Origin of the sequence: Hyphomonas sp. (genome assembly GCF_036964145.1) — a bacterium.
Taxonomy (GTDB): domain Bacteria; phylum Pseudomonadota; class Alphaproteobacteria; order Caulobacterales; family Hyphomonadaceae; genus Hyphomonas.
In genome coordinates this window covers 330,137-344,562 of sequence record NZ_JBALUC010000005.1, presented here as the reverse complement: position 1 = coordinate 344,562, position 14,426 = coordinate 330,137, and the positions used below count along the sequence as shown (strand labels likewise).

16 protein-coding genes are annotated in these 14,426 nt (G+C 61.7%); 12 read left to right on the top strand and 4 right to left on the bottom strand.

Translation table 11 applies throughout. The features are described 5' to 3' along the window. Positions 1 to 31: 31 nt before the first annotated feature. Positions 32 to 1,174: an AGE family epimerase/isomerase gene (locus tag V7660_RS16075; protein ID WP_335604065.1), complete on the bottom strand. Its 1,143-nt coding sequence runs from the start codon at positions 1,172 to 1,174 to the stop codon at positions 32 to 34. A 132-nt stretch (positions 1,175 to 1,306) separates the two neighbouring features. Between V7660_RS16075 and V7660_RS16070 the strand changes: the two genes are divergently transcribed. From V7660_RS16070 to V7660_RS16030, 9 genes are all read left to right on the top strand, one after another. Then, positions 1,307 to 1,888 (top strand): hypothetical protein, encoded by a 582-nt coding sequence (locus tag V7660_RS16070; protein WP_290485139.1) that lies wholly within the window; start codon positions 1,307 to 1,309, stop codon positions 1,886 to 1,888. Positions 1,889 to 2,010: 122 nt separating this feature from the next. Beyond that, complete coding sequence (locus V7660_RS16065) at positions 2,011 to 4,182, top strand: prolyl oligopeptidase family serine peptidase (protein WP_442910055.1); 2,172 nt, start codon at positions 2,011 to 2,013, stop codon at positions 4,180 to 4,182. Positions 4,183 to 4,290: 108 nt separating this feature from the next. Further along, positions 4,291 to 4,881 carry a GNAT family N-acetyltransferase gene (locus V7660_RS16060; RefSeq protein WP_290485141.1) on the top strand — a complete coding sequence of 197 codons (591 nt, stop codon included), beginning with the start codon at positions 4,291 to 4,293 and terminating at the stop codon, positions 4,879 to 4,881. Positions 4,882 to 5,071: 190 nt separating this feature from the next. Next, the gene (ffh, locus tag V7660_RS16055; protein ID WP_335604063.1) at positions 5,072 to 6,544 is read left to right on the top strand and encodes a signal recognition particle protein; all 1,473 of its coding nucleotides are present in this window, start codon (positions 5,072 to 5,074) and stop codon (positions 6,542 to 6,544) included. Beyond that, positions 6,541 to 6,861, top strand: a complete 321-nt coding sequence (locus tag V7660_RS16050) for a chorismate mutase (protein ID WP_335604062.1) — start codon at positions 6,541 to 6,543, stop codon at positions 6,859 to 6,861. Before ffh ends, V7660_RS16050 begins: the two co-directional genes overlap by 4 nt. Positions 6,862 to 6,902: 41 nt before the next feature. Beyond that, a complete protein-coding gene (gene rpsP, locus V7660_RS17295; RefSeq protein ID WP_442910054.1) occupies positions 6,903 to 7,352 on the top strand; it encodes a 30S ribosomal protein S16 in 450 nt (149 codons plus the stop codon). A 159-nt stretch (positions 7,353 to 7,511) separates the two neighbouring features. Continuing rightward, complete coding sequence (locus V7660_RS16040) at positions 7,512 to 8,186, top strand: beta/gamma crystallin-related protein (protein WP_335604061.1); 675 nt, start codon at positions 7,512 to 7,514, stop codon at positions 8,184 to 8,186. Positions 8,187 to 8,236: 50 nt separating this feature from the next. Further along, positions 8,237 to 8,788 (top strand): ribosome maturation factor RimM, encoded by a 552-nt coding sequence (rimM, locus tag V7660_RS16035; RefSeq protein WP_335604060.1) that lies wholly within the window; start codon positions 8,237 to 8,239, stop codon positions 8,786 to 8,788. Positions 8,789 to 8,854: 66 nt separating this feature from the next. Continuing rightward, on the top strand, positions 8,855 to 10,444 hold the full coding sequence (locus V7660_RS16030) for a beta/gamma crystallin-related protein (protein ID WP_335604059.1): 1,590 nt from the start codon (positions 8,855 to 8,857) through the stop codon (positions 10,442 to 10,444). Between the two features lie 12 nt (positions 10,445 to 10,456). Here the strand turns inward: V7660_RS16030 and V7660_RS16025 are convergent, their stop codons facing one another. Both V7660_RS16025 and V7660_RS16020 read right to left on the bottom strand, forming a co-directional pair. Continuing rightward, positions 10,457 to 11,248, bottom strand: a complete 792-nt coding sequence (locus V7660_RS16025) for a glycosyltransferase family 2 protein (RefSeq protein WP_335604058.1) — start codon at positions 11,246 to 11,248, stop codon at positions 10,457 to 10,459. Next, positions 11,245 to 11,424, bottom strand: a complete 180-nt coding sequence (locus V7660_RS16020; RefSeq protein ID WP_335604057.1) for a hypothetical protein — start codon at positions 11,422 to 11,424, stop codon at positions 11,245 to 11,247. Before V7660_RS16020 ends, V7660_RS16025 begins: the two co-directional genes overlap by 4 nt. A 96-nt stretch (positions 11,425 to 11,520) precedes the next feature. Here V7660_RS16020 and V7660_RS16015 point away from each other — a divergent pair, with 96 nt between their 5' ends. After that, positions 11,521 to 11,856, top strand: coding sequence for a DUF6614 family protein (locus tag V7660_RS16015; protein ID WP_335604056.1), 336 nt, complete (start codon positions 11,521 to 11,523; stop codon positions 11,854 to 11,856). Here the strand turns inward: V7660_RS16015 and V7660_RS16010 are convergent. Continuing rightward, a complete protein-coding gene (locus V7660_RS16010) occupies positions 11,807 to 12,982 on the bottom strand; it encodes an aromatic ring-hydroxylating oxygenase subunit alpha (RefSeq protein ID WP_335604055.1) in 1,176 nt (391 codons plus the stop codon). The genes V7660_RS16015 and V7660_RS16010 overlap by 50 nt on opposite strands. A gap of 154 nt (positions 12,983 to 13,136) precedes the next feature. Between V7660_RS16010 and trmD the strand changes: the two genes are divergently transcribed. Together trmD and rplS are read left to right on the top strand one after the other, a co-directional pair. Further along, positions 13,137 to 13,862, top strand: coding sequence for a tRNA (guanosine(37)-N1)-methyltransferase TrmD (trmD, locus tag V7660_RS16005; RefSeq protein ID WP_335604054.1), 726 nt, complete (start codon positions 13,137 to 13,139; stop codon positions 13,860 to 13,862). Then, a complete protein-coding gene (gene rplS / locus V7660_RS17290) occupies positions 13,849 to 14,415 on the top strand; it encodes a 50S ribosomal protein L19 (protein WP_349389695.1) in 567 nt (188 codons plus the stop codon). Before trmD ends, rplS begins: the two co-directional genes overlap by 14 nt. Positions 14,416 to 14,426: the final 11 nt, after the last annotated feature.

Below are 14,426 nucleotides of genomic sequence, written 5' to 3'. Positions count from 1 at the left end.
CGGGCCCTTTTCGGGGCAAAAACGCCGCGGTTCAAGCGTCCATGACGCGGATCAGCTCTGAAAAGGCGAGCGCCACATGATATCCGGTCGAGGCGGGCATGGTGGTCGAGACGATATGACCATCGCCATCATACTGTTCGATCCAGCCGCCTTCGGGCGTCAGATGCTCGTCCATCAATATGTCGAAGCTCTGGCAGGCGGCCGCGGCGATGGCGTCATCATTGGTCATTTCCAACATGACGAGATGGGCTTTCAGCGCTTCCGATTGCGACCAGCTGCGCTGGCCGGCATCGTGCGGGATACCCTCCCGGCTGACTTCCAGCAGGGCGCGGCCATCCTCGTCCAGCGTGCTGGCGGCAAAGCTGTAGAGACGGCCAGCGATTGGCGCCATGGGCTCACCGATGGCTTCCGCATAGGTGTTGAGCAACCAGACCCATTCGAATTGATGGCCGGGCTCCACGATCCGGGCGGCGTCGCCCGGACCTTCGCTCCAGTCCGGGGCGAAGACTTCGCCCAGCAGGCCGCCGGGTCCGGCGGTGAATTTCTCGTGAAACAGAGTGATGAGGTGGGTGGCCCGCGCGAGATGGCCGCCTTCAGGGTCTGCCCGGTGCAGGGCGAGACTGGCTTCCAGCAGGTGCATATGCGGATTTTGAGAGCGGCGTGAGGGGGGCGGCAGGGTTTCGGCATACCCGCCATTCGTCCGGTCCTTCAGGCGCCGGTCCAGCGCATCCAGCAAAGCGCGCGCCGACGCAATCGCGCCGCTGCCATCTTCCAGTGCCTGGCTGGAGACGGCCAGCGCATAGAGCGTAAAGGCGAGATCGTAGAGGTCCGGCCTATCATCGGCGAAGCCGCTGGCATCCGCCTTGATGCTATGGCCGACGAGGCCATCTTCCCGGCGGGCAAGGCCGCTCAAGGTGCGCACGCCCTGTTCCACCAGATCGCGGGCGGTGTCGGGTTTCCAGCCTAGCAGGGCGGCCTGTGCGAAGACAAAGGTTTGCCGAGCCTGGACACGTACGCGTGTGAACTCTTCCGCCACAGGCATATGGTCGAGGGACAACATTTCACGAAACAGGCCGGATTCACTGATGCCGCGCTCGCTCCAGAGCGGGAAACAGGCTTCGAACAGCCAGTGGCGCGCCTCCTTGGCCCGGCGCCGCAATGCCGATTTCGACATGGAACTCGCCCCCGTTAATTGCATGCAAGACGGCGTCTACGGCTCGCCAAACCGTTCGGCTTCCTGCTAACAGGAGTGCCAGTCCTTGGCTAGCGGCTCCCACCGCCGAACTGTGAAAGAGTTCCCCCATTCATGAAAGACCGGATATTCTTCCCCCTGGCCCTTCTGCTTGCCTTGGGCATGGTCATGCTTGCCATCTGGCCGGCCATTGGCCGCCTGCCGGATGGGGCAGTGACGGGGGACGGGTCCAATTATGACCTCATCACGGTTGAGGGGGAATTCCTGAACAAGGTGTTGGCGGGCGGAGACGCGATAACCGAACTCGCGCGCGACAGCGACGGTGACTATTTGCTCTATATCGAAGCGCAGGCAGGCCTGCTGGGGCCGGACGCGGAAGAGGGGCCACATTTCCGGCTCGCCAGCGACCTCGAAGTCCAGTTCTCCGGACACCGCATCCGGTGCACGGTCCGCATGCGGCCGGCTGACCAGAAGGGCGCGATGCAGGCCAAGGTAAACTATTCGGTTGGCCGGGACGGAGATTCGGGCTGGCAGGTCTTTGATCTTGCCCAGGGGTTCGAGGATTTCAGTTTCGAATATGTCGTGCCTGACCATATTGGCGATCAGGGATTTGACTATTTCGCCATCCGGCCGGTCGTGCCTGAAAAGTCGCGCGCGCTGCTGGTGGAACGCATTACTTTTGAACGGGTTGGATAATTTCCCAGCATGCCATTGTGCCACCTTCCGGGGCAGGATTTGGTCAATTAGGGTGACAGAGCTGGAATTGTTTTTCGTCCAGACCAGTTAACCCATGAAGACTTACCGATACCGGAGAGACCATGCACAAATATTTCGCTCCGCTCAGCCTCCTCGCCCTTGTGGCCTGCGGAACCCAAGCCTCAACGGAGACCCCTTTGGCAGACACAATTCCTTCTTCGCACGCCTCGGACGCCGCCGCCGAGGATCCGTATCTCTGGCTGGAAGACGTTGAAGGCGACGCGGCGCTCAGCTGGGTGCGGGGCCAGAATGAGCGCTCTCTTGCCGAACTGCAGGCCGACCCGAATTATGCGGCCTATGAGAAGGCGGCTGTTGAAGCCCTGACCTCGGCGGAGCGTATTCCTTACGGCACGATCCGCGAGGGCATGGTCTACAATTTCTGGCAGGATGACACGCATGTTCGCGGCCTGTGGCGCCGCACATCGCTGGAAAGCTATGCGACCGACGCCCCGGAATGGGAAATTGTGCTCGACTTTGACCAGCTGGCCGAGACCGAAGGCAAGAACTGGGTCTACAAGGGGGCCGACTGTTTCCGCCCGAAGGGCAGCGATGCCGGCTACAAATGCATGGTGTCCCTGTCGAATGGCGGCAAGGACGCCGTCATTCGGCGCGAATTCGACCTGTCGACAAAGCAATTCGTCGAAGACGGGTTCGTGACGCCGGAAGCTAAGCAGGGCGGCGCCTGGGCCAGCCTGGACACGTTGTTGATCGCGACCGATTGGGGCGAGGGCACGCTGACGGCATCGGGCTATCCCTTCATCGTAAAGCGCTGGGAGCGCGGCGCGCCTCTGGAGTCGGCTGAAGAGTTGATCCGCGGCGAGGCCAAAGATGTTGGCGTCTGGCCGATGGCTCTGGAACTGGAGGACGGGCGTATCCTGCAGGGCGCTGCGCAGGCCGACACTTTCTTCACGACGCGCTATTGGTGGTTCCCGGAAGGCGAGACTGATCCGGTCCGGTGGCCCATCCCGCCGAAATCCTCTCCGGAAGGCGTCTATCAGGGACAATTGCTGGTCTCGTTGCAGGAAGACTGGGCCCCGGCAGGACAGGCCGTTTCGTTCAAGTCCGGCGATCTGGTTGCGTTCAATGTCGATGCCTTCATTAAAACCCGCGAATTGCCGCCTGTGTCCCTCGTCTTCCATCCGAGCGAAACGCAGGCCCTGGAAGGCGTGTCCATCGCCAAGGGCGCGCTGCTGCTGGGCGTTAGCGATACGGCCGTTGGCAAGGTGATGCGGGCCGAGGCTGGGGATGCTGGCTGGACGCTCGAAGCCGTAGCGCTGCCGGGTACGGGACAGGCGAACATCGCCTTTGCGAGCGATGAGGAAGAAACGGTCTTCATCAATTACGAAGACTTCCTGACGCCGGATTCGCTGCTCTCCTACAATGCGGCGACTGGAGACGTCACAACACTGAAAAGCCTGCCGCCGAAATTCGACGCCACCGGCCTGAAAGTGACGCAGCATTTCGCGACGTCGAAAGACGGGACGCGCGTTCCCTACTTCCTCGTCAGCAAGGCTGATTTGCCGCTCGACGGCACCACGCCGACGCTTCTCTACGGCTATGGCGGCTTCCAGGTGTCACTGAACCCTTCCTACAGCCCGGTTACGGGCCGGCTTTGGCTCGAAAAAGGCGGCGCCTATGTGCTCGCCAATATCCGGGGCGGCGGCGAATTCGGCCCGGAATGGCATCAGGCCGGCCTGAAACAGAAACGTCAGCGCATCTACGACGACTTCATATCGGTCGGCGAAGATCTCGTTGCGCGGGGCGTTACCTCGCCGAAGCATCTTGGCATCATGGGCGGCTCGAATGGCGGCCTGCTGATGGGCGTCATGCTGAACCAGCGGCCAGATCTCTGGAATGCAGTCGTCGTTCAGGTGCCATTGCTCGACATGATGCGCTACCATCTGTTGCTCGCTGGCGCCTCCTGGGTGGACGAATATGGCTCACCAGACGTGTCGGAAGAGCGCAAATTCCTCGAGACCATCTCACCCTATCAGAATTTCGATGCCGCGCGGGACTATCCAGTGCCCTTCTTCGTGACCTCGACCAAGGATGATCGGGTCCATCCCGGTCATGCCCGCAAGATGGCGGCGAAGTTCGAGGCCGCTGGCCTGCCCTTCTACTATTATGAGAATATTGATGGCGGTCACTCGGCAGCGGCGAACCAGAAGGAGCGTGCCAAGCGCTCGGCGCTGGAATTCACCTATCTGACGCGGCAATTGTTCGGCATGAAATGAGCAACATAAGTTCCTTTTTGAAACTGTATCAAAGTTTTAAAACGGAACTTATAAGTCCGGGTATGGTTTTGCTTGCCATGCCCGGCCTCTGGCCTAATGATTTGAAATATGAACCTCGCTGACCCGGCCCCGGAAAATGATGTGGTTCGCCTCGACACGCTCACGGCGGAACACAAGGAGGTCGTGCTCGCGACCGGGATAGCCGAATCCATGTGGCAATGGATGCCGGTCATGCCGACCGGCACCAGCCTTGAGGCCTATATGGACCATAGCCTGGACATGAAGGCGACTGAGACCTTCTATCCCTTCTATGTTGTCGACAAGGCGACGGGAGAGTTTGCGGGCCTCGCTGCGTTCGAACGGGTCTCCCGCACGCACCGGCGGCTCGAAATCGGGTTTGTCTGGCATCCGAAGAAGTATCGCGGCACCGCAATTGTGCCGGCGACCCAGCTTGCCTTACTTACCCGCGCCCATGCCGCCCGCTTCCGCCGGATCTCCTATTTCGTGCCGGAACAGAATGATCGCGCGATCCGCGCCTTTTCCAAGATGGGCGCCCAACGCGAGGGGCTGATCCGCAATTACATGCGCACCGCCGGGGGCACATGGGCGAATATGGTTGTCCTCAGCCTCGTCGGAGAAGAGATCAAGGCTGCGATCAGCCTGTTGCGAGACCAGGTGCGCGCGCTGCAACTCGCTTGACGCATGGGCCCCCGCGTGCTTTAGGCGCGCCAACATCTGCGCAAATTTGAAAAGCGCGCTTTGACTGATCCATGAGGTCAGCGAGGCCCCCCGCCCGGCGAAGTGTCGCTCAGCGGGGCTCTTCTGCTTTGTGCAATGGGTTTAAGCGCCTATGTCAGAGTCTCTGACAGATGGCAAAGGAGCGACAAAGATGTTCGACACGCTGAGCGAACGCCTTGGAGGAATTTTCGACGGCCTGACCGGCCGCGGGGCACTGTCCGAAAAGGACGTGAACGCCGCCCTGCGCGAAATCCGGGTCGCCCTGCTTGAGGCCGACGTCGCCCTGCCCGTGGTCAAGGACTTCATCGACGGGGTGCGCTCGCGCGCCGTGGGCGAGGAAGTCATTCGCTCGGTGAAGCCGGGCCAGCAGGTCATCAAGATCGTTTACGACGCGCTGGTCGACATGCTCGGCGGCGAAGAGGCTGACACCAGCCTGCGTATCGACAGCCCGCCAGCGATCATCATGATGGCGGGCCTTCAAGGCTCCGGTAAGACGACCACGACCGGCAAGCTGGCCAAGCGCCTGTCGGAAAAGGAGCGCAAGCGCGTCCTGCTCGCCTCGCTTGATACGCGCCGCCCGGCGGCCATGGAACAGCTCGCCATCCTCGCCGACCAGTGCAACGAGAATGTCAGCGCGCTGCCGATCATCCAGGGCCAGCTGCCGGCAGATATTGCCCGCCGCGCTCTGAACGCCGCCAAGATCAGCGGTTATGATGTGCTCATCCTCGATACCGCCGGTCGCACGACGATCGACGAGCAGATGATGAATGAAGTGGCGGAGATCGCGCAGATCGCGAACCCGTCTGAAACGCTGCTCGTGGCCGATGCCCTGACGGGCCAAGACGCCGTCGAAACCGCGAGCCGTTTCAACGCCCGCTTGCCGCTCACCGGCCTTGTCCTGACACGGATGGATGGCGATGGCCGCGGCGGCGCCGCGCTCTCCATGCGCGCCGTGACGGGTCTGCCGATCAAGTTCATGGGCGTCGGCGAAAAGCTGGATGGCCTGGATGCCTTCGATGCCAAGCGCGTCGCCGGCCGCATTCTCGGACAGGGCGACATTGTCTCGCTGGTCGAGAAAGCCGCCGAGCAGATGGACGCCGAAAAGGCCGAGCGCATGGCGGAGAAACTCCGCAAGGGCGAGTTCGACCTTGAGGACATGGCCGACCAGTTCCGCCAGATGCAGCGCATGGGCGGCCTTGGCGGCCTGATGGGCATGTTGCCCGGCGCGCGCAAGGCAAAGGCCGCGATGGATTCGGCCAATCTCGACGACAATGTGCTGAAGCGCCAGGAAGCGATCATCCTGTCGATGACCCGCAAGGAGCGTCGCAAGCCTGCCATCCTGAATGCTTCGCGCCGCAAGCGGATCGCCGCCGGCGCGGGCGTCACCGTGCAAGAGGTCAACAAGGTGCTGAAGATGCACCAGCAGATGGCCGGCATGATGAAGAAGATGCGCCAGAAGGGCGGCATGAAGAACATGATGAACATGGCCCAGGCCGCTGGCATCTCGCCGGGCGACCTTGCCAAGATGGGCGGCGCCGGTGGCGGCTTGCCGGGTCTTGGCGGCGGCGGCCTGCCTCCGGGCATGGGCGGCCTTCCCGGGCTTGGGGGAGGGAAGAAGAAATGAAGACTGACACAGACACCGACGCGCTGGCCCTGCTGCAGTTGACCAAGCTGCGCTCCAGCATCGACAATCTGGATGCGATCATCATCCACACCCTGGCCGAGCGCTTCAAGGCAACGCAGGAAGTCGGCAAGCTGAAGGCCGTGCACAATATGCCGCCTGCGGACAAGGACCGCGAAGCGCGCCAGATCGACCGGCTGCGCCGCTTGGCCCAGGAAAGCGGGCTCGATCCCGCCTTTGCCGAGAAATTACTGAATTTCATCGTGGCGGAAGTCATCCGTCATCATGAGCACATTCGCGGTCTTGAGACCGACGACTGAGAATACGACCCCGAGACGCCAGACTTACAGGAGATACACACATGGCCCTCAAGATCCGACTCGCCCGTGGCGGGTCCAAGAAACGCCCCTTCTATTCCGTGGTCATCGCGGATGCCCGCGCCCCGCGCGACGGCCGTTTCGTCGAGAAAATCGGTTCCTATGATCCACGCCTTCCGAAAGATTCGGAATTCCGCGTCCAGATCGATGCCGAGAAAGCGTCCGAATGGCTCCGCAAGGGTGCCCAGCCGACCGATCGCGTCGCACGCTTCCTGTCCAAGATCGAACTGGACGGCAAGCCAATCGTAGAATGGGCGCACGGCGACAACCCGAAAAAGGGTGAGCCGGGCAAGAAAGCTCAGGAACGCGCTGAAGAGAAAGCCGAGAAGGCAAAAGCGGCCGCTGAAGCCGCTGCGGCTCCAGCTGAAGAAGCACCGGTTGCTGAAGAAGCGCCAGCCGAAGAAGCGCCTGCTGAGGAAGCAGCTTCGGAATAAGACTGGCTTGCCAGTCTCGGGATATGGCCGGTGCCCTTCGGGGTGCCGGCCTTTTTCGTGCGCGCGATGCCGGGTCTCTGAACCTTGGGCAACAGGGAACAAAATCGCCGTTCAGGTCGCTTCCTTTAAAACCAGAGACGACCTGAAAGGAGACCCGATATGCTCAAGACCAGATTGTTCAGAACCTTGCCGCTGGCGGCGCTCGGCATGGCGGCCCTTGCGCTTCCCGCCAGTGCGGACCGTGGGCGCTATCATGACAGTTCCTATCGTGGGGGCGGCAGCGGCGCTGTCCTCTATTCCAATTCCGGGTTTTCCGGCGAAGGCCTGCGCATCCAGGGCGCCGAGCCGGACCTTGCCCGGCTGCGCTTCAATGATCGTGCGTCCTCCATCGTGATCCAGTCGGGCGCGTGGGAGCTTTGCACCGATGCCAATTTCCGGGGCCGGTGCGAAATTGTCGATGCCAGTACGGATCGATTGAATGCCTATCGCCTGAACGACAATGTCTCCTCGCTTCGCCCGGCCACCTATCGCGGCAACGGGCAAGGCAAAAGCCGGGGCCGTCGGGGCGGCTGGAATGCGGGCCTCGTCCTGTTCCCGGATTCCGCTCAGCGCGGGCAGGGGATCGAGGTCCAGCAGGATATTCCAGACCTCAGCCAATACCGCTTCAATGACCGCGCAAGCTCCTTCCTTGTCACCGGAGGCAGCTGGCTGGTTTGCGAGCATGCGAACTATCGGGGGCGCTGCGAAGTGTTGCAGGGCGGCGCAGGTGATCTGAAGCCGATCCGGATGAATGACAATATTTCTTCCATCCGCGCCTATGATGGCTGGCGCTGATGCGGCGCTTGCCTGCTTGCGCTCCGCCATTCGGCCGCTAGAGAAGCGGCATGAGCGCGAAATCAAACACTGAGAGACTTATTGTCGTGGGCGTCATCAAGGGCGCCCATGGCGTACGCGGCGATGTGCGGGTGAAAAGCTTCACCGCCGACCCGGACGATGTGTTCACCTATGGGGCGCTGACCGATGAAGCCGGAAAACCCGTGCTGACGCCGCAATCGGCGCGGTCCGGCAAGGACCATTTTATCGTCCGCCCGAAAGAGCAGAAGCAAAAGGAAGAATGGGACGCGATGCGCGGCACGCTGCTGCATGTGCCCCGCGCGAAGCTGCCGGAACCAGATGATGACGAGTTCTACATTGAGGACCTGGTCGGCCTGCAAGTGTTTGCGGGGGGCAGCGAACCCGCCGGGACCGTGAAAGCCGTGCAGAATTTCGGCGCAGATGACCTGCTCGAAATCCGCCTGGCGGATCGGGGCGACACGGTTCTTGTGCCGTTCACACTGGCCGATGTGCCGACCGTGGACATCGCCGCATCCCGCATCATCATTCCGGATCTGGCCGAATGGGCGGCGTCCGGCGATGAGGCAGACCCGGCCAATTGACCCATGTTGCCGCTCGTTCAGGCGTATCCTGTCATAAAGGGTACGTTAAGAATGAGGTAACTGCCCATGTTCGCCAGATTGATCCGCTTCAGCGCCGCCCTTGCGCTCCCGCTTACTGTCGCGGGCGCAGCAGTCGCGCAATACGAGACCAATGAGCAGCCAGCCGGCCTGATGCTGTTCAGCGGTGAGGATTTTCGCGGTGAAGTGCGGGAAGTTTTCGATCCTGCCTATTCTCTGAACGATTATTATTTCAACGACCGTGCCCGCTCTGTGGCTGTCCTGTCGGGGGCGTGGGAGCTGTGCGAGCACAGTGATTTCACCGGCCGCTGTGTGTTCGTTCGCGGCGATGTTCAGGATCTTGGCTGGTATGGGCTAGAGGGTGAGCTGAGTTCGGTCCGCCCGATTTATGAATATACCGAGGCCGAGCACGGTCTGATGTTCACGCGCGATCAGTCCGGCTATATCCGGTACGCCGATAATGCGCGCTACGGATATGACAATTATTCGCATGGCTACGGGGCGAGTACGAGCATCAGCGTCTACCATTATGGCTATTCGCCCAGTTACCGCTCCTATGGCTATTACAGTCCCCGCCTGGGTCACGGACCGTATGGTTTCGGGTGGACCCGCTACGGAGCCAACCCTCATTATGGCCAGCACAATTACCGTAAGGAACGCCCGCCGCTGAAGGGTCATTACGGCGCCCGCAATGGCGCAGTGACCCTGTATACGGATTCCTACGAACGCGGCGCTTCGCTCGGCCTGAACAAGGGCATTTCTGATCTCAGCCGATATCGGTTCAACGACAATATCTCGTCGCTGCGCATCCGGTCTGGCCAGTGGGAGGTTTGTGAACATGCGAACTACAAAGGCCGCTGCCAGATTGTAGACGCTTCGACCGACCGGCTGAACGGCATTCGCCTGAACGACAATATATCGTCCATCCGGCCTGTGGGCGACAGCCCCCGAGGGGATCGTGGGGACCGGGGAGATCGTCCGCGTGATGGTGGCCATGATGGACGGGGTGGACGCACTGATGGCGCCTATGCGGATCGTGATCGCCGGGATGATGGCCGCACTGGTAATCGCGGTGACCGCAGAGGTGGGCAGGTCGGCACTGTGAGCCGCGCCGCGCCGAACGCGCTCGCGGGTGGACCGCAGGCCCAGGACGCCAGGCAATTGCGCCGTCCCCAGGCTGTGCCGGGCCGTCCGCAGCGAGCCAATATCGGCTCGGCTGAGCGCCCGCAACCGAATGTACGGACCATTCAACCAAACCGTCCCGCAGCCCAGCGCCCGCAAGTGCGCCAAGTGCAACCGCCTGCAACACAGCGCACCCGCGTGCAAACCGAGCGCAGGCCCACAACAAATCCGCGCACGCCGCAAAAAGCGGACATGAACTCACGTCCCAAGGCGCTGAGGAATACGCAGCCGGAACGGCGTCCAGTCCCGCAACGTCCTCAAGTCCAGACGCGCCAGCCCGTACAGCCTCGTCCCCAGCCGCAGACCCGACAGCAGGTCAGGCAGCCGGCCCGCGCCGCGCCGCAACCCCGGCCGCAGCCGCGTCCGGCGCCCCAACCGCGCCCGCAACAACAGCGCCCAAAGGCAAACATGCCGAAAGCGCTGCGCAATCGCGGCGGTGAGGTTCACAAGGACTAGGAGAGCGGGAGTCTAATTCGCCCGCGGGTCATGCCATTCGCGGGCGAGGCCGTAGCCGCCCCGACGGATCAGCCAGAACATGCCGATCAGGTCAAAGATTCCCGCGCCCAACCGGCCGAGAAAACCATATTTCGACTGACCGGCGAGCCGTTTGCGGTCATTTACCCGCTCTTCACGCACATCCCAGCCCGCCCGCTTGATCAGGGCCGGCAGGAAGCGGTGCATGGAGGCGAAGAAGGGCAGGTCCCGGAAGGCGGCGGTCCGGATCAGCTTCCAGCCGCAGCCCGTATCGGTCGCATCATCGTGCAGGACGAACCGGCGCACGCCATTGGCGACCCGCGACTGCACCCATTTGAACCCGGAATCATTCCGGCTGTTGCGCTTGCCGGCAATGATGCCGAGCCGGGGTGAGGCGCCCGGCACGATGATTTCTTTCCAGAGGCGGGCCGTATCGGCCGGATCATTCTGGCCGTCGCCATCAAGCAACTGCACCCATTGGCCGCGCACGGATTTCAGCCCGGTGAACAGCGCAGCGGACTTGCCCTTGCGCGCGACATGATTGAACACGACGACCGTTTCCGGATGTTTCGCTTTTGCCTCTGCAAGTTCCCGCTCAGTCGCATCGGACGAGCAATCATTGACGCAGACAATTTCGAAACTGATCCCCGCCAGCTGTTCATGCACTTCGTCGATCACGGGATGCACATTGCCCTCTTCATTGAAGAACGGGATCAGGACGGAGAGGGCGGGGCTTTGGGACATAGGTTTGGAGTAGAGGCTGGCGCCTTGGCGGTCCAGTCTCATTTGCCCGCTGAAGCTGCACGCTGGCGCAGGGCAGTTTCGGCCCGCACATCGCCGGCCATGGCGAGGTCCTTCAGTTCGGCGGCGGACATGGTCTTATAGGCCTCCGGTACTTTCCGGTTCGATGCGGTGCGGGGTTTCTGTCCCAGAAAGGCTGCCACCGATGCGATGATGCCCATGTCACAAAACTCCCGGCTGGCACGTCATGGAACGAGTATGCCAATTGCCAGCCGGTTGCGATAGGTGCAACAGGCGACCAATCAGGGGAGCGCGGCATGGACATTTATCACATCTGGTTTGACCTGAAGCCCGGAACTGACGAGCGGGCCTTTGCGAAGGCGCTGCCGGCGTTTCTGGACCACATGAAATCAGAAGGGCGCATTGAATCCTGGCGGATGATGCGCTGCAAGCTTGGCCTCCGCCCGGACGATGTCCGCGAGTTCCATATCATGATCGAGACGCGAGATCTCGCCCAGCTCGACACCGCCTTTCGCGCCGCGGCCGCGCGGTCGGGAGAACTCGACACGTTGCATTTTGATGCCAACGCGATGGTGACGAACATCAAGTTCGGCCTGTTCCGCGACTGGCCGGATTGGGACGGGGCCGCCTAGGTGCTTCCATCTGGTCGAGCCACCATTGATTGTACTGCCAGATGGCTTTCTCAAGCGGAGAGAGGCGGCCTTGCCGTGTCATCGGCGCGTTGAGGCCCCGCCAAACAAGATCATTCGCGCCGATATCCTCATGATGGATCGCTGAGACCATCAGCGCCATGCCTTCCGCGATCTCGTCAAAGCCCTCCATCTCACTGTAGGCAGCGGGAACGCAGATATGGATCTTCAGGTGCAGCTTGCCGGCGCCTTGCGGAAAGACCTGGTACCAGGTGACGACACTGCCCTGAATGCCCAACAGGAAGTGCGGGAAGATGGCGGTGGCGAACAGGTCGCGTGCCTGCCAGTCTTCAACACTCTCGAGTGGCGGCAGGCCGGGCGGGAGTTCCTCATGGGCCGCCGGCATGTGCAGGATCGACCACGGGCCGTCATTGTCCGGTACGCGGGAGTCACGCGCATGATAGGCGGGCTCGAACGTCTCTGAATGCGTGGCGATGTGGTGGTAGGCTTCCATGAAATTCTCGACCAGCACTTTCCAGTTCCAGTCGCTGTCGAATTCCAGCGTGTGCACCACCTTCATGTCGGCGAGCCGGAAATTCTCGAAATATTTGCGGTAACTTTCGACGGGGGGTGCGAAGGTTGCGGCGTCAGGATCGAAATTGGCGAGGATGAAGCCTTCCCATATTTCCGTACGGAGCTGGGGCAGCCGGCAGCCGGACTCTGAAAAGCCTTCTGCGCCATCCATCAGGGGCGCACGGACAAGTTGGCCCGACGTGTCATAGCTCCAGGCGTGATAGGGACAGGTGAACAGCTTCCGGTTTCCGGTGCCGTCGGCCAGTAGCGCTGCGCGGTGCAGGCATGTGCGGGACATCACGCGGACTTCGCCATCATGTCCGTGAACCACCATGACCGGCTGGCCGAACAGGTCGAGTGAGATGAAGTCTCCCGGCGTGGCAATCTGGTCAATTCGTGCCAGCGGCAGCCAGCTCTTGCGCAGGATCTGGTCGGTTTCGCGCGCGTAGACATCCTCATCGAGATAAGCGGCAGGGGGCAGCGTGTAAGCTTCTTCAAGGGGCCTGCGGACGCGGCCAATTTCTTCGGGTGTGAGACCCGGCAGTGTTTTTGTCATTTTATTCCTCCCAGAAAAAAGTGACACATGCGTCAACTTTTGTCGACTGCTGTCGTTTGGCATTCTGCTCTTGGGGGCAGGAGGGCAGCCGACCATTTGGGCAACGGCGCGGTGGGCGTGACGCCGCGCACGCGGTAGGCTAAAGGCTCGGCGCATGTTCAAGGCAAGTTTCATCACCCTGTTTCCCGAGGCCTTTCCCGGCCCGCTCGGCGTCTCCATCCTGGAGCGCGCGCGCCGTGAAGGCATCTGGGACTATGAAACCATTCAGCTGCGCGATTTTGGCCTCGGCAAGCACAAGAATGTCGATGCGCCGCCCGCCGGCGGCGGCGCGGGCATGGTGCTGCGTCCGGACGTGACGGCCGCGGCGCTGGACAGCATCGACACGGACAGCAAGCCGCTCATCTATCTGTCCCCACGGGGCGAACGCTTCTCGCAGAAGCTCGCACGCGAATTTGCGGGCGGCGAGGGCATGGTGATGATGTGCGGTCGGTTCGAGGGGCTGGACGAGCGGGTGATCCGCGCGCGGGGCCTGCGTGAGGTTTCGATCGGGGATTTCGTGCTGGCCGGAGGCGAGGTCGCAGCCATGGCGATGACCGAGGCCGTGGTGCGTCTCTTGCCCGGTGTGGCCGGGAACGAGGCCTCTCTGGAAGAGGAATCCTTCGAGACCGGATTGCTGGAACATGACCAGTATACGTTGCCCCGGGAGTGGGAAGGTCACCCGACTCCGGAGGTTCTGCTGTCGGGGGACCATAAACGCATACAAGAATGGCGGTTCAACAGCGCAAAGTCGTTGACATTTGACCGCCGCCCCGATTTATACGCCGCTTACTCAGATACCAACGAATTACAACCGCCGGAGACAGGCGATGAACATGATTGAACAGCTCGAAGCGGAAGAGTTTTCCCGCGTTGTCGGCGACAAGAATATCCCGGAATTTTCCCCGGGTGACACGCTGGCCGTGAACGTCCGCATCACGGAAGGCGACCGTGAGCGCGTCCAGCGCTTTGAAGGCGTCTGTATTGCCCGCGCAGGCGGTGGCATCAATGAGAGCTTCACGGTTCGCAAGATTTCCTTTGGTGAAGGCGTCGAGCGCGTTTTCCCACTTGCTTCCCCGATGATTGAAAGCATCGAAGTGAAGCGCAAGGGCCGCGTGCGCCGTGCGAAACTCTACTACCTCCGCGACCGTCGCGGCAAATCTGCCCGTATCGCTGAGCGTACGACGGGTCACGGCATCGAAACGGTGGAAATCGCCGTCTCGAAGACCGAGCGCCGCCGCCAGAAAGACGCAGAAAAAGCTGCCCGCAAGGAAGCTGCTGCCAAGGCTCGCGACGAAGCTGCCAAGGCGAAAGCTGCTGAAGAGGCCGCCGCCGCTGCGGCCGCTGAAGCTGAAGCCGCTGCTGCAGCGTCCGACGAAGGCGCCGCTGAAGAATAGACATCCCGGCC